Origin of the sequence: Schaalia naturae (assembly GCF_042665795.1) — a bacterium.
GTDB classification, from domain to species: Bacteria; Actinomycetota; Actinomycetes; order Actinomycetales; family Actinomycetaceae; genus Pauljensenia; species Pauljensenia naturae.
The window spans coordinates 619,194-641,638 of sequence record NZ_JBHTEF010000001.1 but is presented as its reverse complement, the minus strand read 5'-3'; the positions used below and the strand labels follow the sequence as shown (position 1 = coordinate 641,638).

Sequence of the window (22,445 nt, the reverse complement as noted above, 5' to 3'; positions counted from 1 at the left end):
CTCTCGATCTGTCCTACCAGAGCCCGAGGACACAGGAAAGCCCCAACTCGAAGCCCTCCATGCGCTTTCGCCTAATCTCCCTGAATCTTCGTAGAACAGCCAGTCGAGCGCTCGGGCTCCCAGAGTCCAGACTCAAAACCAACGCCTGCAGGTCCTTCAGGTATGCAACGTCGCAACGGCTGCGAGCGAGCTGCTGCACTGCACCGGCCGTGAGACGAAACTGCTCGCGATAAAACCCCGACCTGAGGTGCTCGAGCCGTGTACGGAAAGCGAGGAAACCAAAGTTCTCACCCTGCACGTTGTTCCCGTGCTGACGGTAGTCGACGGTGGGTTGCGGATCGATGTGCCACCGTCCACCCAGCCCCCGGGTTAGCGCGTAGAGGAACCAGTCGTGTACTCCGACCCGAGTCGTGTCGAGGCCCCTCAGTGCCCGGACAAGATCGCGATGCATGACTGGGGTGAACATATAGGTCGATCCCGGGCCGCCGGCCTCGAAGATGTGGTCCCATTTCACTTGGGGTTGGCTCTTGACGATCACACGCCTTCTGCCGTGTGAATCAAAGCTGACGACGTCAGAGGAGACTGCATCCGCCCGATACGCGTCGATCAAGTGTATCTGCCTGTCGAGCTTGTCGGGGTGCCAAATGTCATCCTGGTCGCTGAAGGCGACATAGACGTCGTCGGTGGGCTCCCACGAGGTGAAGAGGTGGATGAAGTTCGCCGTCACGCCACGAGGACCGCGGCGGGGTGGCAAGACCGTGATACGCGCATCGTTCCTGGCCCGTGTCCGTACGTGGCCCGCAGTCCCATCGTCCGACCCGTCATCCGAAATGCACAACCGCACCTCGACCCCCCGCTGGACGAGGATTGAATCGATCTGCTCGTCAATCCAACGCATCCCGTTGTACGTCGCCATCAGGACGACGACGCGAGGCAACGTTCCTCCGCTCTCGTCCGCGTCTGTCACGCCGTCACTGTCCCTTGGCGGCGTACTTGGCCTCGACCTCTGCCTTCTGGGGTGCCCACCATCTCTCATTGGCCTCGTACCAGTCGATGGTGTGCTCAAGCCCAGACCGGAAGTCCGTGAAACGCGGCTTCCACCCGAGCTCCTCCCTCAGTTTCGTGGCGTCGATCGCGTAACGACGGTCGTGCCCTGCCCGGTCCGCGACATGGTCGAAGTCGTCCGCGGGATATCCCATGAGCTCGTTGAGGACCTCGACGACCTCGCGGTTCGAGGTCTCTCCGTCCGCCCCGATCAGGTAGGTCTCTCCGATCCGTCCCTTGGTCAGGATGTCCCACACAGCGGTGTTGTGGTCGTGCACGTGGATCCAATCGCGCACGTTCAGTCCGTCACCGTACAGACGCGGACGCACTCCCCTCAGACGGTTCGTGATCATGCGAGGGATGAACTTCTCGATGTGTTGGTAGGGACCATAGTTGTTCGAACAGTTCGAGATCGTCGCCTCAATCCCGAAAGAACGCACCCATGCTCGCACCAGCAGATCCGACCCTGCTTTCGTCGACGAGTAGGGCGACGAAGGGTTGTAGGCAGTCGCCGGTGTGAACTTCGCCGGATCGTCCAGGGCGAGATCGCCGTAGACCTCATCGGTCGAGATGTGGTGGTAGCGCGTGCGATGGCGGCGGACGGCCTCGAGCAACGTGTAGGTGCCCACGAGATTCGACTGGATGAAGGGAGAGGGATCGTTCAGTGAGTTGTCGTTGTGCGACTCCGCTGCGAAATGAACGACGGCGTCGGCCCCCGACACGATCCCATCAACGAGGTCCGCATCGACGATGTCCCCTTCGACAACGGAAAGCCGACGCGCCTCGTCTTCGGACACGTCGGTCAACGAACCGCGGTTCCCCGCATAGGTGAACTTGTCCAGGACCACGACATCGACGTCCGAGTGATCTTCCAGCAGCATGTGGACGAAGTTCGCACCGATGAAGCCCGCTCCGCCGGTGACGACGATTCTCATTGAGCACTCCGATCGAGGGGGACATGAACTCCGCCATTATGCCCCATGAGGCAAGTCTGCCGCTTCCAAGATCTCTCGGTTCATGGCAGTATGAGTCAAAGCGTCCTATTGTCTCCTAATTGCACCAGGAGCCCCAATTGTCCCGTCTGTCACTCGTGTCAACCACACTGACGGTCTCTCTTGTCGCCGTGATGTTCCCAGCCTCAGCCGAAGCCTCCCTTGCCCTCGCGTCGGCTGATGATGTGTCGCCGGTCATGACGCTGCCCCTGACCGACTCTCAGGGAACACCGACAGACATCGCCGTTTCAGCCCTGGATGATCCAGAGGCCGCACCATCCGTGGCCCCTGTCCCCTCCGAGAATGGAGGCGCTTCGACGCTCACCGGTCCACAGGAGGCCGATGACGGTCAGGAGATTGAGGACATCGCCGTCCTCACCGAGCCTTTGGCCGTCGCCGACGACTTCCTCGTGGCAGGAGTGACCTGGGACGCCAGCCAATCCCTGTCCGAGGAAAATGAGATCTATCTCCGTGTTCGAGAAGGCGACACCTGGTCCGACTGGACTCCCATGGGCAGCGACGGTTCCGGAAGAGACGACGGAGTCGGATTGTCGGGGACGGAACCGTTCCTCACGGGCGGCGCTGACGCCATGCAGATTGAGGTCACAGGCGACAGCGCCGCGCTGCCCGCTGACCTCTCCGTGTCGATGATCCCAGCCAACCCTCAAGGCGAGACCACACTCGATTCATCCGATGTCAACCCGACCGAGGCCGAGCCAACGCCCCTCGCACCGGCAGAGGAACACGAGGAGCAAAACGAGCAGGGTAACTCGCCGGCGCAAAGCGGTCCCACCAATGACGAGGGAGCCTCCGATACGACCTCCCAGTCCGGGACGCCCTCGTCACAGGACGCGCCGAACGCTGGCACCGGAGGCTCCGTCGGATCAGGCGGTTCAGCGATCATCAACTCGCAGGCGCTGTTGGCCGCCACGAGCTCATCCAACGCCCTCCCCGTTGACGTCATCACCCGGTCCGAGTGGGGAGCCAATGAGTCCTACATGACGTGGACCCCGGAAGAGGCCAATGCCCCCTTCGTCATCGTCCATCACACGGTCGGGACGAACTCATACTCTGCCTCGCAGTCAGCGAGCATCGTGAACGGCATCTACTACTACCACGCCGTCACGCTGGGATGGGGAGACATCGGCTACAACTTCCTCGTCGACAAGTACGGCCAGGTCTTCGAGGGGCGCGCCGGCTCGGCCGAGGCATCGGCAGGCAAGATGGTGGCTGGCGCCCACGCTCAGGGCGCGAACACCGGAACGATGGGTATCGCGATGATGGGAACCTACACGAGCGAGTCCCCGACGTCCGCGGAGTTGACCTCGGTCGGTAAAATGGCGGGCTGGCAACTCGGCCGAGCAGGCGTCGACCCTAATGGATCTTCCACGTTCACCATCACGTACTCGAACGGCAAGTACAAGGTTGGCGACAAAATCAACCTCAACCGTGTTTCGGGTCACCGTGATGTCTATGCGACAGCGTGTCCTGGCGACGCCGGGTATGCCGCTCTTAGCACAGTTCGAGGAGTCGCTACAGCCGCTATCGCACAAGAGAACGGGAACCCGGTGGGTTCGATCGACTCCATCACCGCCGACCGCTCCACCGGCAGCATCGTCGCCAAGGGCTGGGCCTTCGATCGCGACTCCACCCAACCCATCAAGATCCAGGTCAACGTCGACAACACCGCCACCCAATTCACCGCCAACCAATCACGCCCCGACATCAACACCTCCCAGAAAGCCGGACGCAACGAACTCGGCTACACCGCCAGCGTCCCCACCACCTCCGGCAACCACTACGTCTGCATCTACGCCCTCAACGTCGGCGCAGGCAACCACACACTCCTCGGCTGCAAGATCATCAACCTACCCGCATCAAACCCGGTGGGTTCGATCGACTCCATCACCGCCGACCGCTCCACCGGCAGCATCGTCGCCAAGGGCTGGGCCTTCGATCGCGACTCCACCCAACCCATCAAGATCCAGGTCAACGTCGACAACACCGCCACCCAATTCACCGCCAACCAATCACGCCCCGACATCAACACCTCCCAGAAAGCCGGACGCAACGAACTCGGCTACACCGCCAGCGTCCCCACCACCTCCGGCAACCACTACGTCTGCATCTACGCCCTCAACGTCGGCGCAGGCAACCACACACTCCTCGGCTGCAAGATCATCAACCTACCCGCATCAAACCCGGTGGGTTCGATCGACTCCATCACCGCCGACCGCTCCACCGGCAGCATCGTCGCCAAGGGCTGGGCCTTCGATCGCGACTCCACCCAACCCATCAAGATCCAGGTCAACGTCGACAACACCGCCACCCAATTCACCGCCAACCAATCACGCCCCGACATCAACACCTCCCAGAAAGCCGGACGCAACGAACTCGGCTACACCGCCAGCGTCCCCACCACCTCCGGCAACCACTACGTCTGCATCTACGCCCTCAACGTCGGCGCAGGCAACCACACACTCCTCGGCTGCAAGATCATCAACCTACCCGCATCAAACCCGGTGGGTTCGATCGACTCCATCACCGCCGACCGCTCCACCGGCAGCATCGTCGCCAAGGGCTGGGCCTTCGATCGCGACTCCACCCAACCCATCAAGATCCAGGTCAACGTCGACAACACCGCCACCCAATTCACCGCCAACCAATCACGCCCCGACATCAACACCTCCCAGAAAGCCGGACGCAACGAACTCGGCTACACCGCCAGCGTCCCCACCACCTCCGGCAACCACTACGTCTGCATCTACGCCCTCAACGTCGGCGCAGGCAACCACACACTCCTCGGCTGCAAGATCATCAACCTACCCGCATCAAACCCGGTGGGTTCGATCGACTCCATCACCGCCGACCGCTCCACCGGCAGCATCGTCGCCAAGGGCTGGGCCTTCGATCGCGACTCCACCCAACCCATCAAGATCCAGGTCAACGTCGACAACACCGCCACCCAATTCACCGCCAACCAATCACGCCCCGACATCAACACCTCCCAGAAAGCCGGACGCAACGAACTCGGCTACACCGCCAGCGTCCCCACCACCTCCGGCAACCACTACGTCTGCATCTACGCCCTCAACGTCGGCGCAGGCAACCACACACTCCTCGGCTGCAAGATCATCAACCTACCCGCATCAAACCCGGTGGGTTCGATCGACTCCATCACCGCCGACCGCTCCACCGGCAGCATCGTCGCCAAGGGCTGGGCCTTCGATCGCGACTCCACCCAACCCATCAAGATCCAGGTCAACGTCGACAACACCGCCACCCAATTCACCGCCAACCAATCACGCCCCGACATCAACACCTCCCAGAAAGCCGGACGCAACGAACTCGGCTACACCGCCAGCGTCCCCACCACCTCCGGCAACCACTACGTCTGCATCTACGCCCTCAACGTCGGCGCAGGCAACCACACACTCCTCGGCTGCAAGATCATCAACCTACCCGCATCTGGCTTTGTTGCCGGCGACATCATCTCTGACGCTGTCATGTTCAATCCGAACACGATGACGAAGTCGGACATCCAGACCTTCTTGTCCTCCGTCAACGGAGCGTGCCGACCGGCGGCGGATGGGACGAAGTGTTTGAAGGACTACACGTTGACCACATCGACGATGAAGTTCCCCTACTGCACCACCTACACCGGCACCGCAAACGAGACAGCAGCCGCGATCATCGCCAAGTCTGCGTCAGCGTGCGGTATCAATCCGCGGACTTTGATCGTCATGCTCCAGAAGGAGCAAGGCCTGGTGACCGCCTCGGCCGAGGGACTGTCCGCAACGAAATACAACAAGGCACTCGGACTCGGCTGTCCTGACAACAGTACGGGATGCGACGCCAGTAAGGCCGGATTCCAGGTGCAGATCTATGGAGCCGCGTCGCGTCTCGTACAATACGGCGAGGAGCCGAGCAAGTTCAATTTCCGAGCCGGCCAAACAGCACAGATCCAGTATCACCCGAACAAGTCGTGCGGCTCATCGGCCGTCACCATCGCCAACCGGGCGACAGCCGCGCTGTACAACTACACGCCCTACCAACCGAATGCTGCAGCCCTCGCGCACATGTACGGCACCGGTGACGCTTGCTCAAGCTATGGCAACCGGAACTTCTGGAGGGTCTTCACCGACTGGTTCGGTTCGACACATTAGCTCGGAGAACGAGCACTGAATCGTCCTGGGTTTGATGGGGGTCTGTCCGAAATACGGTGTGTGGGGTCCGGCGGTTTTCATTAGTGGATGGTTCTCTCGAACCGGTTCGCGAAGGCGTTCAGTGCGGGCTTCCACCTCATCACCCAGCGTGCCCGACCTCCGCCGGTGGGGACCACCGGGTATGACGCGCAGTGGTGTGGCATACGAGCGGCTCATTGAAGCGTCCTGGGGTCGGTGGAGGCTCTCAACTCATGGAGGATGAGAGTCATGGCAGCACCGGAGAAGTACCCGGACGAGTTGCGTGAGCGTGCGACGCGGCTCGCGGTCGAGGCGAGGCAGGACCCCGCACGGAAGGCTGGTGCGCTGCAGCGCATCGGCGAGCAGCTCGGGATCAACCCGGAGACGCTGCGGGGCTGGGTGAAGCAGGCCGAGATCGACGCCGGGCAGGCGCCCGGGGTCACGACCGCGGAGGCGCGGCGGATCAAGGACCTTGAGGCCGAGGTGCGGGAGCTGCGGCGGGCGAACGAGATCCTGAAGACGGCGTCGGCGTTTTTCGCCGCAGCGGAGCTCGACCGCAAGCTGAAGTAACCGAGGTGCCGACTGCGGTGCTCGTCGACTACATCGACGAGAACCGCGACCGGTTCGGGGTCGAGCCGATCTGCCAGGTCCTGCGTGATGCGGACGTCCAGATCGCCCCGAGCACCTACTACGCCGCGAAAGCGCGCCCGCCGTCCGCGCGGGCGGTGAGAGACGCGGAGCTGACGGAGGACATCCGGGTCGTCCACAAGGACAACCTCGGCGTCTACGGCGCCCGGAAGGTCCACGCCGCCCTGAATCGTGAGGGTGTCGAGGTCGCCCGCTGCACGGTCGAACGGCTGATGCGCGCAGCGGGCATCCAGGGCATCCGCCGCGACAAGACCCGCAAGACCACGTTCGGTGAGGGCGCGGAGACCGACCGGCCCGCTGACCTCGTCAAGCGCGCGTTCACCGCGACCGCGCCGAACCAGCTCTGGGTCGCGGACCTGACCTACATCCGCACCCACGCGGGCTGGACCTACGCCGCGTTCGTCATTGACGTGTTCTCCCGCCGTGTCGTGGGCTGGCAGGTGTCCACGAGCTTACGCACCGACCTCGCGCTCGACGCGCTCGATATGGGTCTCTGGCAACGCCGCAGAGCCGGGCAGGACACCACCGGCCTGATCCATCACAGCGATGCCGGAGTTCAGTATCGAGCGATTCGCCGAGGCCGAGGCGGTCGCGTCGGTCGGGACCCTCGGCGACAGCTACGACAATGCGATAGCCGAGGCGTTCAACTCGCTGTTCAAGGCTGAGTGCATCCGCAATCCCGTCATGCGCCCCAAGGGCGGGTGGGCCTCGATCCGGGACGTTGAAATCGCGGTCGCGGAATACGTCGACTGGTTCAACCACCGGCGCCTGCACGGCGAGATCGGGCAGGTCCCGCCGGTCGATTACGAGGCCGCGCACTGGGCATCCCACGAGTCCGTCAGCTACGTTGGAGAACAGGTTCCCGTCGGAGCCGGTTCCAGATAACCGAGCCTCCACAAAACCCAGGGCGCTTCACTCCCCTGTCAGGCTCACGGCCGCTGCAAGTTCGTCCGCGGACTTGCGTTCGTCGACCTGCCGTGACTCCAACTCCTTAAAATCCGCAGCTGAACGCGCGGGAATGTCCACCATCGGCATCTCTGGTTGAAGGTGCTCGAAGTCCGCCCCGAACACCACTATCCCTCCCGATTCCATGCCGGGACCGGGTTGGACATCAAACTTCACAGCCTTCTGCCAGGCGTCAATCACCTGGGTCACCTCGAAGTCCTGGATCGACGCCGACAGGGTGTAAGAGTTCGGCCGGAGAGGCAACGCCGGAACTCGGACATCCACAGATCCCTCACCCCGTTCGATCCTCTCGGGGACGTAGCGGGCGTCGAGACCATGGAGGCCCCACACCCACACGCCGTCCCTCGTGTCGATCGAGACTCCGAAGACCGGACGATCGACCTCTTGGCGACAGACGTAGTGGAGACGGATCAACGCCTCATCCCCCGGATGCAGCCGCTGGACAGGAACGCTGTTCCTGTCGAGGAGATCGATTCTCGTGATCGACGCCTCTCCGGAGCCGAAACGTGTTCCGCCCCCCTCGACGGACACCGCTCCGCGGGACTGATCGGAGTAGTGGTCAATGACCTCGGCTGCCGGACCGACGGCAGAGAGCTCCCCGTGGTCCAGCCAAGCCACTTCGTTGCAGAAGCTCCGCATCTGCTCCAGCCCGTGCGAGACGACCACGACCGTACGACCCTCGTCCTTGAACTGGGCGAACTTCGCCATGCACTGATCCTGGAATTCCATGTCGCCCACGGCAAGGACCTCGTCGACCAGAAGGACGTCGGGTTCGACGTGGATCGCAACGGAGAAGCCGAGGCGGACGTACATGCCCGAGGAGTAGTTCTTCACAGGTTGGTCGATGAAGCGGGAGACACCGGAGAAATCGACGATGTCGTCGAACTTCCGATCGATCTCCTTGCGAGTCATCCCCATGATTGCACCGTTGAGATAGACGTTCTCGCGTCCCGACAATTCCGGGTGGAAACCCGACCCCACCTCGAGCATGGCCGCCATACGCCCCTTGGCGCGAATCGTCCCCGTGTCCGGTGTGAGAATGCGCGCCATGCACTTGAGCAGTGTCGACTTCCCCGAACCATTGTGCCCGAGGAGCCCGAAGGTCTTGCCCTCCGGGATCTCGAGGTCAATCCCACGCAGCGCCCAAAACTCCTCGAAGGACCCACGTCCCCCTCGGACGAACGCACCCTTGAGCGACTGGTTCCGGTTCCTGTAGAGGCGGAACGACTTCGACACGTCGGTGACGCTCACGGCAACTTCACTGCTGGACATTCAGAGTTCCTCCACGATCCGCGCGGAATGACGCACAAACACCCAGATGCCGAAACCCATGGAGGCCACTGCCCACCCGAGACACAGCAACCACACGTTCAGTGACGGCCAGGCGAAGTCATACAGGAGGGAGCGGAAGGCCTCGAGATAGCTCTCCGCCGGATTCACACGGAAGAGCGTGATGAGAGGGATCGGCCGTCCTCCGACGTTCCATCCGTCAGCGGTGAGACGGTCTTGAACGGACTGGAGCATGGACAGTGGGAAGACGACGCCTGAGGCGTACATCCACACTTGGTTGAAGACCGCCCACAGGTGTGAGATGTCCCGGAAGTAGACGGAGACAACGGACAGGGTGAGTCCCAATCCGAGGGAGAACAAGCCGGTCAGCAACGTCACGAGAATGACGCCGGGAACCATGACCAGTACCTCGGGCCCCCCCACCAGCGCCATGATGGCAACCATGACGACAAGCTCGAACAGGAAGTCGTATGTCAGGGAGAGGATCTCCGTCACCACGAGCACGTAGCGGGGGAAGTAAACCTTGGTAAGCAGACCCGCGTTCCCCGTAAGCGCGTCCATGCCCCGCGTAATGCCGCTGGAGAGATAGTCCCACGAAAGGACGCCGATGCCGATCCACAACGCAAAGGAATCCACGCCGGAGTTGCGGCCAGGCTCCACGGACCCGCGGAAGACGAGCCCGAAGATCAGGGCATAGACGGCAATGGTCGCCAGCGGGTTGATGAAGGACCACAACCGCCCCAGCATCGTTCCCTTGAACTCCGAGGAGATCTGACGCCTGGTCAGCTGGGCGATCAGGTTAAGCGTCGTTCCACGACTCGACGTCGGTTGTGTGAACTGAGCCCGTATGCTCACCACGTGCTACCCATCATGCTTGCTGGGCGTCGATCCAGGAACACAGACGGTCGACACCCTCGCTGACGGAGACCTTCGGCTGCCATCCAAGGGCCGCCTTCGAATCAGTGATGTCCGCCCACGCCGCCCTTACGTCACCATCACGGAACTGACCCGTGACATGAGGATCAGGAGCCCTGTAGTGCCTCGCGATCTCCTGCGCGATCTCCATCATCGTCGTGCGCTCGCCCAGGCCGATGTCATACGGGGTGACATTGGGCCCTGAGTGCAGAACACCGGCGACTACGGCGCTGGCCACGTCGTCAATGAACACGAAATCACGGACGATGTCACCATCCTCGTACACCGGAATCGACGTTCCCGCCTTCGCCAACCGGGCGAAGAGCGAAACGATCCCCGTGTACGGATTGATCAGGGACTGACCCGGACCGTAGACATTCTGCAAGCGGTACAACACCGGCGTGACCCCGAAAGACCCGCACCACGAAGCGATGAGATTCTCCTGGCAGAACTTGGTGGCCGCGTACACGTTCGCGGGAGACGCCTTGACCCTCAAGGAATGCTGAGCCATCGGCTTCAGGCCCGGGAAATCCCACTGGCCGGCCTCCAGCATTGCATGGGTCCGCATCCCCGGGTACGACGTGTTCCCCGCGGCGTCCTCCCACATTCCCTCTCCGTAGGTGGCACGCGAGGATGTGAGGACGATCTTCTCAGGCATGACGTCGTGGCGGACGAAGGCATCGAGCATCCGGGTCGTCCCGATCACGTTCACCTCGGCATGACGGGAGGCCTCCTTCAGGGATTGCGCCGTCCCGGTCTCCGCAGCCAGATGGAGCACGGCGTCTGGGTGGACATCGGAGAGCAGTTCATCCCAGTCGGACTCCAGACGGACGTCGAGACGACGCAGTTCCACGCGCTCGTCGAGCTCCTCGGGACGCTTAGCATTCGCATGGATCTGGGGATGCATGATGTCCACTGCCACCACGCGGTCAAAACTGTCCGCCAGTCCGGAAGACACCGCACAACCGATGAAGCCCGCTCCCCCCGTCACCAGGCACGTCGTGGACATAGCCAACACCCTTCTCCCTGAGAGAGACACGTTCGTGTCCCGAAGCAGATTCCAATGTACAACATGGGGCTCCTCAACCAGCGTCCGCCCCGGTTCCCCCACTCCCCGGGGTCTGGGCGAGGTAACGTTCTGCGAACTCGAGAATCACGACGTCCGGTCGGTACAGATCGACGAGGGCCTCGAGGGCCGTAGGCTGGTCGACATCAAATCCATTGCGGACCTGGATGGTCTGGCGGAAGGACGCCATCATGCCCGTCGATAGCGCGTTGCCCATTGAGTCCCTGGCAACCAGGAGCGTGTGGTCGGGCGCCGACGGATTCGTGGTGGTCACGGGGAGATCGGCGAAGTCGAGACCCCCGCTCACCTGCATCGTCGCAGATACATTGCGTTGGAGGTAGGACACCGAGACGATACCCGGGTCGTAGGCATAGACGGGGACCGTCCAGTCCTGAGGACAGGAAGCCGTCGCACCGAGCGCAGCGAACTCGTCGGGCGCCTCCTCCTGGAGGACGCTCTCAATGTCCGGGCCAGGCAGATCCGTCAACGTCTTGTCCAAAGCGGAAAGACACTCCAGGGTTCTGGCCCACGCTACCGACGCACCGTAGGGCGTCCAGTGTGAGTTGACTCGCGAATAGAGAGGGGTGTCCGGGTCGGCCGTGCGCTCGCCGACCAGGGCACCACGAACGTCGATCCATGGCAGTTCCGGATGAGCCGCCATAAGACGCTCCCGTGACGTCGGTCCTTCGAGCCCGTCTACCCACTCAGGGAGCTTGTCGCGGTACACATCCCATTTCGCCGGTGCAATCATGACCAGGAATTGGGCGCCGTTCTCCTTTGCCACGTGGTAAATACCCGTGATGTAGTCGGCCCATGCCTGGATTTGTGCCTCGTCGACGTGGACCCGTCCGACCGCCTGGGAGATGTTCGCGTTCACGGCGTCACTCCAGAAGAGGTAGTGGTCCTTGCCTTCGACCCATGCCCCCAATCCCTGAGTGACCGAGGTGAATGCCGCCTCGGTCCGAAACGTGTCCGACGCATCCCAAGGCCCCTGATCCGGCTGGGAAACCTGCTTCGCACAGACCCCGGGAAGGGACGACACCCTTGCTGTGGCACTGGACTGGCTGTCGGCGCCCGATTGGGATTGGGGAACCGTGACGGGTTTGTGCGTCTGCTGGTACCAGACACCGACGGTCGTCGCGAGCACTGCCAGACACACCATGAGCACCAGAGGCGTATAACGGAGGACGCGCACCCACCTGGGTTGCCGAGTATCCACAGCCACGTCACGCAGACCGGTGGAGGAGTCGACGAAGACTGTTTCATCTCCCTTGGTGTGGCCGGACCGATCGTCCTTCTCGGCGTTCATCGCGGGTCCCCCTCTGGACCGCGCTCCTCAAGCATGCGCGTTGCGAATCGCGAGGACGAGAAAGCCGGAACTATGAGACGTCTCAACAATTGCTCATATCTCGGCCTGCACCTGTCGATGACCAAATGGACCGGCTTCGGTGTCCAGTTCTTCAACTCCATTGACGGCTTCTCGATCAGGTGCCAGGAAAGGTAGGCGAGAACATGCACCCCCACGACAATCACCAGGTGGTACACGAGCCAGCCTTTGGTCTGCAGACCGAAGAATGCGGAGAAGGTCATGAGCGGCCAGGCGTAGATGTAGATGCCGTAGGAGAGGTCGCCGTGCTTTTCCCAGTTCGTCAGGGGTAAACGAATGGCCAGCCACATGAGGAAGTAGGCAAAACCATACTGGCCCACGATGTTCCAGCCCCCCAAGGCATAGGTCCCGAGCCCCAGCAGGATGCCTGCTACTGCCAAGCGGTCGTCGACGGGAATGCGGTCTCCGTAGAGTGCGAAGAGCATCCCGAAACAGTACGGGGCAAAGAACATCAGGTTGTAGATGTTCCCGAACAGGGGGCTGACGGAGACGACACTCCCAGCTCCCATCCACTGCAGGGCATTGAGCACAATCATGCCACCAGCAAAGAGGCCCCCGAGCTTCCGATTGGCGAGTATTGCCAGCGAGCCGAGGACCGCGACAATGAGGTATGCCCTGAACTCGTACTCCAGAGTCCAGGCGGAACCGTTCCAGTCGTAAGCGCCATGGTTAACGGCATAGGGCAGTTGGCTGCCCATCCCAGCGATGTTGCGCTGCCCGAGGTGCAACCACATGTTCGAGACGAAGTAGGTGAGGGGTGACTCCTTGTCGGGATGGAGATATCCGTGGAGTGTTCCCCCTCCGTGGATCCATGCGATCGGCGCAAGCACCCCGACTGTGAGGAGAAGAGCCGTCCAGAAGGCAGGAAAGATTCGAAGACAGCGGCGCCACAGATAGCGCCAGATGGTCGAACGCCCCATCCGGGACCGTGTGATGAGGAAACCCGAGAAGAAGAAGAAGCCAGCCACGGCCACCCCGCCGAGCGACTGCTCATCGGAGATCTGCACCCCGAGATCCTCCCCGTGGTAGAAACCACCGATCGGACCCGCATGGGAGAAGATCACGAGGAACGCCATGAGCCACCGGAGGAAGCCAATCGAGTTGGACCGCGGATTGAACGCCTGCCCCACCGTGAGCGGCATATGGTTCGCGTGGCGTGTGATCGCTGACTGATGGTCGCTCATGGTTTCAAACCCTTTCGGTCAGGACCGGTGGAGTCTGGCGCGTAGAGCACGCACACCCCCGTAGATGGACTTGGCCGCCCGGTAGGCCGGCTTCAGGGCGTTGCCCAACCGCTGGCTGCGGAGCATGAGGTCGGTCTTGGCAACTCCGAGGAGATTGGGGACCGCACCCAGGCGCGCTTCGAGGTAAGGCACCTGGTCGATGGCGTAGGCCGGGAGAAGAGAGGAGACATTCTGAAGCTTGTACTCGAGGTATCCGTAGTAGAGCGATGCCCACCTCGGGGTCAGCACCGTTCGGCAGTGCAACCCGACACTCAATGAGGCATAGGCAAAGAGCCGCTCCACCACATGCGCGAGAGATCCGTCCGAGTACTGTCCTTCCTCCGGGAAGTCCTCGGCGCTGAGCCCTGCGTCGACCATGAGACGAAGGGCCTGCGGGCGCGCGATGAACATCGACCCATAGGGAGCCAGAGGAGTATGGGCATCGAAAGGAACCGTGATCCCCATGCGCGCTGCCAGTTTCTTCGCAGGATCCACGTTCGCGAACCATGAGTGCCCCATGGTGGGGTAACCCATGTGGGGCACCGGTGGAAAGACCATTCCCAGGCTCTCGTACCGTGTGAAAAGGTCGAGGACGTTCGCCACGTGGTCCGGCGAGTCCAGGAGATTCTCGAACAAGTGCCTCTTGAAGAGGTCCGCTGCGTTGTGGTCGTCCTGGACAGACTTCTTGGAGTGGACCTTCACGACGATGTCGTAGTCGGGTGACCTCAGCACATCGGCACAGTCAATGAGGAACGCCGAGATGTCCCGACCCCGGTTCGTCGACACGAATCGCACATCTGCCTTACGGCCACGTCGGTCCAGAACATCCTGGATGGCGGCCCTACTCTCCTCGGAACTCGTCGTGATGACGAGGTCGTAGCCGGGAGGAAGACAGTCGAGTCTGTCGAGGATCTCGTCCGTCATCTCGGGGTAGAAGATATGAGCGATCGCCACGATCCGTAGCCCCGCGGCCCGTTCGCGCACGACCGGATCGGCAACTGGTGCGATGACCTCGGTGAGGCCCCCGTTGGTGAGCAGGTTGCGGGGTTCGGAACTCCTCGCCAAGTTCGAGAGGATCAGGTCCACCGGGTACCCCGCGGCCTCGACCCGATCCAGCATGTCCCGTCCGATGATTGCGAACCTGTCGAGGTAGAGCGGGTCATGGAAAAGATTCCGTCGCTTGAGGATCGGACATCCGTCATCCAGAAGCATCACGGCATTGTCGAAGACAGGATTCTGTGAAGGGTATTCGTCGACAGGAAACGCAACCCGGTGTGTGAAGCCACGGGAGTCGAAGTACTCGGTGAATCTGGACTCGTGCCACTGGATCGAGTCGTCGTACGAGGTGATCGGCGGCATCTCGTCCCAGTAGCGCCGGAACTCTGCGTCCGCCGCCAACGAATGCCGCACAGCAATCCAATGGGACTGGATGTGCCGGGGCATTTCGGATCTCGCGAGGAACGGGTGGGGACGCACTGTGTCGTGCTCGGTGACCCCCCAGAAGTCGACGTCCCATGAGTCGGTCCGAGCAAAGAGGTCAGCGAAGGGGTGGATGGGCGCGAAGAATGTGTAGTTGAGGAGATGGACCTCGTCGTACTGTCCGAGGGAATCCCACCCGATGCGTTCCAGACCCTCCTTGTACGCCCAGACATCGAATCCCCGGTTCTCACGCACGAGGATGTCGTCGGCGATGTCGGCGAGCTCGGCCCGGGAGGACAGTTCCAACGGAGTGTTCGAGACGACGAGAAGATGCTCAACAAAGGGCCGAAGGTGCGCGAGCGCGTAGATGACGTATTCGTCTGCACGCCCTTGTGCGTCGTAGAGGAAGTAGATCGCGACTCTTCGCATCGGGGCAACTCCATGTCGGGAGACTGGGCGGTCAGACTGGTTCAGCATGAAGGCCGCCGTAATCACGGCGAGTATACCTTCTGGTCCTCCGGGAGCAGGTTGGTGGTAGTAGAGTGATGCTCGATTCCCCGATGACGAAGGATAACCGTGCTCACCACCCCCGTTGCTGTCATCACGAGGACACGGAACCGACCGGTCTTCCTCCATCGCGCTCTGAGGTCCGTCTCCGCACAGACTTTCGAAGACCTTGTCCACGTCGTGGTCAATGATGGTGGCGACCTGGCAGAGGTCGAGCGCGCGGTTGCGGCTCTACCGGACCGCGCCGCCGCCCGCGTGCTGGTGGTGGACAACGAGCACCAGCGAGGGCGCGAAGCCATGGTCAACGTGGGGCTCGATGCGACCCGTTCCGAGTTCTTCGCCATCCATGACGACGACGACTGGTGGGAGCCCTCGTTCCTGGAGCGCACCATCGCACATCTGGTCGACAGGCCCGGAGAAGTAGCAGTGTTCACGCGCTGTGATGTGGTCCATGAACACCTCGAAGATGGTCAATTCATCGAGGACTCCAGGGAGGTGCTTGCAGCAGACCTCCATTCCGTGACTCTCGTCGACACCATGGTCGCGAACACGAATCCTCCCATTGCCCAGGTGGTGCGCCGCACCGTGGCGGACCGCATCGGTCACTGGGACGACACCCTCGAGGTCCAGGCGGATTGGGAGTTCACGCTTCGTCTGCTCCTCGAGGGACCCGTCGGGTTCATCGACGGGGAACCGCTGGCCCACTGGTCCCACCGTCCGCCCATCGACGGAGAGGCAGGAAATTCCGTGGTCTCCGAGCGCCAGGAGCACCACGACATCAATCTCCAGATCCGGGACCGCTACCTTCGGGCTGCAGAGCACGCTCCGGTGGCGGAGGCCTCTGCGGTTGCCCTGACGACCGCGGAATACTTCCGGCGCCTCGACCAGCACGTGGGAGATGCCCTCGGAGTGGCGCTTTCGCGCGCGAGCCGGTCTGCGTCGGACCACACACAACACATCGACGCAGTGCATGCCGACCTGGTGCGTGCCATCAGCGAACAGAACGCCCGACTGGAGGAGATGTCTACCAAACTCGACGAGCTGTTGGCGCGCCAGAACACTTGGCAGCAGCTCCGCTCCCGCCTGTTCGGTGGACGTGTCAGCGATCCCCCACGCTGATCCCCCGGGCACGTCCCACCCGGTCAACCAGCGTCCGCGGCATCCTCGCGACCGCCTCTCCGAGCCCCTGCAATACGGGTCCCCGGTCGGGCCCCTGCAGGGTCCTTCCGACGGTGCGGGCCAACGCCTGCACGACCATCGACACGGGTCCGTGGAGGATAGCGACGAGGATCCTGTTGCGGGCATTGACGCGCAGGAACATCGGCGAGTTCGTGCCCGAGGACGCAGCGTGATCGTGCACGGTCCTCGCTCCCGGTACGTGGACGATGTCCCACCCGGCCTCTCGCAGCCGCCATGACAGCTCCGTGTCCTCGTAGTACATGAAGAAGTCCTCGCGGAACGGTCCGACCTGGTCCCAGGCCTCGCGGAGGATCGCACAGGCCCCCCCGCAGAACCCAAAGACCTCGGCTGGCGCGTCGCCCACGCCCTCTGGCTCCAACCAGTCGCGGTCCGATCCGTTTCCGGAGGAGTCGAGCACGTTCCCCGTCGAGTTGACGAGGACAGTGCCCCCCTCCGTCCTCGTCCACCGGCTCCCGTCCCCTGCGACGAGGGCGTCGGCGCACCCAGGAGGGGCCTGGACCCAGGTCCCGCTGAGGAGGATCTTCCCGGTTGTCGCCCCGACCCGTCCACCCAGGGGCGACGTGATCGCGTCGAGGAAGCCGTCCTGTGCGACGGCGTCGTTGTTGAGCAGGACCAGCGCATCCTCGTCCATTCCGCGGGCGCCGGCATTCACCCCTCCCCCGAAACCGAGATTGCGTCCGGTCTCGACAAGGTCCCACTTGGGTGAGCGCAAGCACGCGGTGGAGTCGTCCCCCGATCCGTTGTCGACCACCACCAGTCGGTCACCGTCTCCCATCTGGGGGAGGACGGAACGGAGCGCACGCAGGGTGAGGTCCGAACGACGCCAGTTAACTACGACGATGCGCCGTCTCATGCGAGCTCCCGGTAGACGTCGGCGTGAGCCCGTGCCGAGCGCTCCCACGTGAACCCGGAGGCCTGCGTCCGCCCCGCGAACGCCAGACGCATGTGGTCGGGACCGGCAGCGGCCTCGATGGCCTCGGCGATCTGATCGGGCGAAACGGGATCGATGAGCAGTCCGGCCGATCCCACCACCTCCGCCATTGATGTGCCCCTCGAGGTCACCACCGGCACCCCCTGATCCATCGCTTCGAGCACGGGCAGACCAAAGCCCTCCCAGACCGAGGGGAAGCAGAACACGCACGCACCGGCATAGGCACAGGCCAGTTCCCGATCGCTCAGATGCCCGACAACGTGGACTCGATCGGAAGGAAGCGCTGAGATCAGCGCCTTCTCCTCCGAGTCGTCTCCCCATCCTGAAGGACCCGCCAAGGCCAGGTCCAGGTCTCCGCCCCGATCCAGCAGGATGCGGTGCGCTCGAAGCAGCGACGGAAGGTTCTTCCGGGGTTCATGCGTGCCGACCCACAGGACATAGGGACGGGTGAGGCCGTGTGTCGTTGCGAAGGAGGCCACCTCGCCCTCGGTCACCTCCGTATGCCGCACGCCATGGGGGATCACGCGGATCCGCGACTCTGGGATGCCAGCGCCGAGGCAGTCTTCCGCTGTCGCCTGGGAGGGGACGATCACCAGGTCGGCTCGCGCCTTCGTCCGCTCGAGAGCACGTGTGAAATAGGCGGCGCCGTGAGAGGTGAAGTGCCCCGGGTCGCGCAGGAACGCCGTGTCATGGACGGTGACCACCAGGGGCCTGCGGGTGGGCGGGATCGCCCATGTCGTGGCATGGACGACGCGGACGCCGCGGCACAGCCGGTCGACCGACGGGAGGGCTAGGCGATCCCATGCGGCGTAGAGCGCGCGCCTCGGAAGACGGGATGCCACGACAGGAATGCCCAGGCCGAGGTCGCGCGCCGAAGGCTCGGAGGCTCCATGGTGCGCGACGATACCCATCGCGGCGACGCCCGTCGATGCCAGTTCGCGCGACAGCTCGACGATGTATCGTCCTGAGCCGCCCGGCACCGGCTGCCAGAGCTGTTCGACCACCAGCGCGACACGAGGATCCATGGGCCCAGCGTATGCGACTCTGCCATCGCCGATGACGCGGCCGCTACGATGAAGCAAGTCTCCAGTCTCCACTGCGAGTGCACAGGGCACGACTCTGCCGACGCGCTCGGCGTGGCCGACGTCAACGCCCCAGGGAAGGTCAGTCTGTGAGCATCGAGTCTCCTCGTGTCCTGTTGGACGGCACAGCGATCCCCGCGAACCTCGGCGGAGTCGGCCGATACATCGATGATCTGGCACCGGAGCTGGTGAACGCGGGTGTCAACCTGTTCATCGCGGTCAAGGAACGCGATGCCGCGCATTTCTCCGAGCGCCTGTCCAGTGCCCGCGTGATCCCCGTCTCTGGGGCGCTCGACGCGCGTCCCGTCCGTATGCTCTGGGAGCAGGCGGGACTGCCGGCTCTCGTTCGCAAGCTCCGCCCGGATGTCCTGCATTCGCCCCATTACACGTCTCCCGCGCGGGCCGGGTGCCCCGTGGCGATCACCCTGCACGATGCGACCTTTTTCTCCCACCCGGAGGCCCACTCCCCTCTCAAGAGGGTTTTCTTCCAAACCGCGATCCGGCGCGCCGTCAAGGTGGCGGACGCCGTGATCGTTCCCTCCGTGGCGACACGCGACGAGACGATCCGCTACGCCGGCGGTGACGCCCGGCATTTCGTCGTCGCTTACCACGGGGTCGACCGAACGGTGTTCCATCCCGTTGATGATGCCGAGAGAAACCGCGTCGCCGCTTCTCTGGGCTTGTCCGGGCGCCGACGCATAGGGTTCCTCGGCACGCTGGAGCCGCGCAAGAACGTGCCGAACCTGGTGCGCGGATGGACCGCCGCCGTCCAGGGGATGGCAGATCCGCCCGCGCTCGTCCTCGCCGGAGGCAGGGGATGGGACGCAGGGGTCGAGCCCGCGCTGGAGGACGTGCCCGAGGGACTCACCGTGGTCCGCCCTGGTTACCTCCCCCTGCAGGATCTGCCTGGATTCCTCTCAGGTTGCGAGGTCCTCGCCTACCCCTCGATCGCCGAAGGATTCGGTTTGCCTGTCCTGGAGGCGATGAGCTGCGGGGCTGCGACGCTGACGACGAGGCTCACGTCCCTGCCCGAGGTCGGCGGCGACGCGGTGGCGTACTGCGAACCGTCAGCGGAGTCCATCGCCACCGAGCTGCGGGCCTTGCTCGACGATCCCGCGCGACGCATCCGACTCAGTCAGGCGGCAGTCGCTCGGGCCGAAAAGTTCACGTGGGCGGCCTCGGCTAAGGCTCACCTTGAGGCCTATCGAGCCGCGATCCGCAACACCCGGTAGCGCCCCCGACACAGGCCCCTCGGGAACACCGTCTCAGTCGTCGTGATCCCCATCGAGCAGATCCAGCAGGTATTGGCCGTATCCGGACTTCACCAGCGGCTCGGCGCGTTCGCGCAGGCCCGCGTCGTCGATGAATCCCATACGCCAAGCCACCTCCTCGGGGCATCCGATCTTCATGCCCTGCCGGGCTTCGACCGTGCGCACGAAGGACGTGGCGTCGGCCAGGGAGTCGAACGTGCCGGTGTCCAGCCATGCCGTCCCTCGCGGCAGGACCTCGACGTTGAGCAGGCCGGCCTTGAGGTACACGCGGTTGACGTCCGTGATCTCATACTCCCCGCGGGCAGAGGGCTTGAGGTCTTTCGCGATGGCGACCACGTCATTGTCGTAGAAGTACAGGCCAGGCACTGCGTAGTTCGACTTCGGCTTCGCCGGCTTCTCCTCGATGGAGATCGCCTTGAAATCCTCGTCAAATTCGACGACGCCGTACTCCCGTGGATTGGAGACGTGGTAGGCGAAGACAGCCCCGCCCTCCGGGTCGACGTGTCGGCGCAGCTTGGTTCCCATGCCGTGCCCATAGAAGATGTTGTCCCCGAGCACCAGAGCAGCTGCGTCACGGCCGATGTGGCCTGCGCCCAAGACGAACGCCTGGGCCAGCCCGTTGGGAACCTCCTGGACCGCGTAGGAGATGCTGACCCCCAGCTGGGACCCGTCGCCGAGCAGACGGTGGAACGCGGAGGCGTCATGGGGCGTCGTGATGACCAGGATGTCCTGGATTCCCGCCAGCATCAGCGTCGTCAGCGGGTAGTAGATCATCGGTTTGTCATAGACAGGCACCAGCTGTTTCGAGGTCCCCAGGGTGATCGGGTTCAGGCGCGTGCCCGACCCTCCGGCCAAAATAATGCCCTTCATCGCGTGGATGCCTCCGCACAGTCGACCATGTCGGCGCACACCGCCGACTGCGTCCCATTATGCCAAGCCCTGGGCTCTATCGTGGTTTCCGCCGAGCGCCAAGTCCAAGGATTATCCAAACAGAAAGGGGTGTCCGACAGCTCCGTCGAGCTGTCGGACACCCCTTTGAGGAAGGACGCCGCACAAACCGAGAATACTCGATCTTGAGACATCTTCAGGATTCGGGCATTCAGTCGGCCTTGTTGCCCATCGTAAGAATCGCCTTGATGACATCGTATTGACGATCGTTGATCTTGTCTTTGATCGTCGGGCTGAATACGGCTAGAACAACCTCGAGTTGCTCCGAGGTTTCAAATGGCCTGAACAAGCCAGGAGAAACCAAAGCATGCGTTCGATTCGGAGACTTTATCACGTACATCTCGTCCTTCTCCTCTGTTATCGGATTCCCACCTGAGGTGAGCAGGGTGATACGCCCACCATACGTAAACGAGTTGTACACAGAGACCCTGTGCACGGGAACGCCCTCTTGGGGAGCCTCTACCAACGTACCGTCGCCCAGCGAGACAGCAACGTGCCCAGTGAACCAGAGAAGCGAACCACGCGTGCTCTTGGCGCCGCTCACTCCCTGCGTCCAGTCCATCCACGGAGCCGCCAGAATCCCCTCTGTGCTCAGCCGGGAGCTCGTAAGGAGTCCGCATTGCCACAGTCCGTACATCACTAGTCCCGAACAGTCGTACGCGTTCGTCGTGTCCGATGGCGACTTGGGATATCCGAACTTATACGGCCTTCCGATCTTTGAAAGGCAGGCATTGACGAAGGTGTCCAAGCTTGGTGTCGCGGCCTGAGCGGCATTTGACCGTGTTCCCACGGCGCCCGCCAAAGCAAAACCGGGAACCAGTACACTGAGGATCTCTAGAAACTCTCTCCTACTGACGCCACCTCTATGAAAGGAATCGTCGTTCGAAGCTTCAATTTCCCGACTCAATCGCAAATCGCCTCATTTCCGCATCATTGCTAAAGTCAAGTTGCCCTATAGGTCTCAGTGATCAACTCGATCGGCCGACACTGGGATCATGGCACTACGTGTCGCAGTAATCTATGCGTCTCACATGATGAACATAGTTGCGGGAGTCAGTCTAGACGAGTTAAAATATATAGCTTAACTAACTGGCTGACTCAGAGGCCGCCCCTTCTCTTTTCTCTTCCCGCCGCTGACCGGGTTTCCTCCAACAGCGGGGAGCCGAGCGCTTGACGGAGTGATGACGACCCCGATGAACGTCCCCGTCCCCGATCAACACAGACTGTCTTGTGCCCTGTTCGCCCAAATCCGCCAGAGACTGGCCGACCGCCTCACCACTGCACAGCACCTTCACGATGCACTCGTCGACCGTCACGTTCTTCAACGTCTAGACTGGATGACTTGTCCGTCGCCTCCAAGCGGAGCCGTTCA

15 protein-coding genes, 1 pseudogene and 1 other annotated feature are annotated in these 22,445 nt (G+C 62.7%); of the genes and pseudogenes, 4 read left to right on the top strand and 12 right to left on the bottom strand.

The genetic code is table 11. The annotated features are described in order from the left end of the window. Positions 1–13 precede the first annotated feature (13 nt). Both ACFQWG_RS02805 and rfbB read right to left on the bottom strand, forming a co-directional pair. The gene (locus tag ACFQWG_RS02805) at positions 14–967 is read right to left on the bottom strand and encodes a glycosyltransferase (protein ID WP_380971894.1); all 954 of its coding nucleotides are present in this window, start codon (positions 965–967) and stop codon (positions 14–16) included. A gap of 4 nt (positions 968–971) precedes the next feature. Next, the gene (gene rfbB / locus ACFQWG_RS02800) at positions 972–1,979 is read right to left on the bottom strand and encodes a dTDP-glucose 4,6-dehydratase (protein ID WP_380971892.1); all 1,008 of its coding nucleotides are present in this window, start codon (positions 1,977–1,979) and stop codon (positions 972–974) included. A gap of 338 nt (positions 1,980–2,317) precedes the next feature. Between rfbB and ACFQWG_RS02795 the strand changes: the two genes are divergently transcribed. Further along, complete coding sequence (locus ACFQWG_RS02795; RefSeq protein WP_380971890.1) at positions 2,318–6,202, top strand: peptidoglycan recognition protein family protein; 3,885 nt, start codon at positions 2,318–2,320, stop codon at positions 6,200–6,202. Between the two features lie 267 nt (positions 6,203–6,469). Then, positions 6,470–7,753, top strand: a pseudogene (locus tag ACFQWG_RS02790) (IS3 family transposase). After that, positions 6,748–6,900: a sequence feature (AL1L pseudoknot), on the top strand. It overlaps the preceding pseudogene by 153 nt. A gap of 27 nt (positions 7,754–7,780) precedes the next feature. On the opposite strand, the gene ACFQWG_RS02785 reads toward ACFQWG_RS02790, so the two are convergent. From ACFQWG_RS02785 to ACFQWG_RS02760, 6 genes are all read right to left on the bottom strand, one after another. Beyond that, positions 7,781–9,106 carry an ABC transporter ATP-binding protein gene (locus ACFQWG_RS02785; protein WP_380971888.1) on the bottom strand — a complete coding sequence of 442 codons (1,326 nt, stop codon included), beginning with the start codon at positions 9,104–9,106 and terminating at the stop codon, positions 7,781–7,783. Beyond that, positions 9,107–9,973, bottom strand: coding sequence for an ABC transporter permease (locus tag ACFQWG_RS02780; protein ID WP_380976186.1), 867 nt, complete (start codon positions 9,971–9,973; stop codon positions 9,107–9,109). Between the two features lie 19 nt (positions 9,974–9,992). Then, the gene (locus tag ACFQWG_RS02775) at positions 9,993–11,048 is read right to left on the bottom strand and encodes an NAD-dependent epimerase/dehydratase family protein (protein WP_380976184.1); all 1,056 of its coding nucleotides are present in this window, start codon (positions 11,046–11,048) and stop codon (positions 9,993–9,995) included. Positions 11,049–11,121: 73 nt separating this feature from the next. Then, entirely contained in the window at positions 11,122–12,414 is a 1,293-nt protein-coding gene (locus ACFQWG_RS02770) for an alginate O-acetyltransferase AlgX-related protein (protein ID WP_380971886.1), read from the bottom strand. Beyond that, positions 12,411–13,676 (bottom strand): acyltransferase family protein, encoded by a 1,266-nt coding sequence (locus ACFQWG_RS02765; protein WP_380971884.1) that lies wholly within the window; start codon positions 13,674–13,676, stop codon positions 12,411–12,413. The genes ACFQWG_RS02770 and ACFQWG_RS02765 overlap by 4 nt, the downstream gene beginning before the upstream one ends. A gap of 18 nt (positions 13,677–13,694) precedes the next feature. Then, positions 13,695–15,563 carry a rhamnan synthesis F family protein gene (locus ACFQWG_RS02760; RefSeq protein ID WP_380971882.1) on the bottom strand — a complete coding sequence of 623 codons (1,869 nt, stop codon included), beginning with the start codon at positions 15,561–15,563 and terminating at the stop codon, positions 13,695–13,697. 147 nt (positions 15,564–15,710) lie between these two features. On the opposite strand from ACFQWG_RS02760, the gene ACFQWG_RS02755 reads away from it, so the two are divergent. Then, a complete protein-coding gene (locus ACFQWG_RS02755) occupies positions 15,711–16,760 on the top strand; it encodes a glycosyltransferase family 2 protein (RefSeq protein WP_380971880.1) in 1,050 nt (349 codons plus the stop codon). Here the strand turns inward: ACFQWG_RS02755 and ACFQWG_RS02750 are convergent. Further along, positions 16,741–17,694 carry a glycosyltransferase family 2 protein gene (locus ACFQWG_RS02750; RefSeq protein ID WP_380971878.1) on the bottom strand — a complete coding sequence of 318 codons (954 nt, stop codon included), beginning with the start codon at positions 17,692–17,694 and terminating at the stop codon, positions 16,741–16,743. The two genes, ACFQWG_RS02755 and ACFQWG_RS02750, sit on opposite strands and share 20 nt — an antisense overlap. After that, on the bottom strand, positions 17,691–18,797 hold the full coding sequence (locus ACFQWG_RS02745) for a glycosyltransferase family 4 protein (protein ID WP_380971876.1): 1,107 nt from the start codon (positions 18,795–18,797) through the stop codon (positions 17,691–17,693). The genes ACFQWG_RS02750 and ACFQWG_RS02745 overlap by 4 nt, the downstream gene beginning before the upstream one ends. A 146-nt stretch (positions 18,798–18,943) precedes the next feature. Here ACFQWG_RS02745 and ACFQWG_RS02740 point away from each other — a divergent pair, with 146 nt between their 5' ends. After that, positions 18,944–20,086: a glycosyltransferase family 4 protein gene (locus tag ACFQWG_RS02740; protein ID WP_380971874.1), complete on the top strand. Its 1,143-nt coding sequence runs from the start codon at positions 18,944–18,946 to the stop codon at positions 20,084–20,086. Between the two features lie 33 nt (positions 20,087–20,119). On the opposite strand, the gene rfbA is transcribed toward ACFQWG_RS02740, so the two are convergent. Both rfbA and ACFQWG_RS02730 read right to left on the bottom strand, forming a co-directional pair. After that, complete coding sequence (gene rfbA, locus ACFQWG_RS02735) at positions 20,120–20,995, bottom strand: glucose-1-phosphate thymidylyltransferase RfbA (protein WP_380971872.1); 876 nt, start codon at positions 20,993–20,995, stop codon at positions 20,120–20,122. A 229-nt stretch (positions 20,996–21,224) separates the two neighbouring features. Beyond that, a complete protein-coding gene (locus ACFQWG_RS02730) occupies positions 21,225–21,821 on the bottom strand; it encodes an NlpC/P60 family protein (RefSeq protein WP_380971870.1) in 597 nt (198 codons plus the stop codon). Positions 21,822–22,445: the final 624 nt, after the last annotated feature.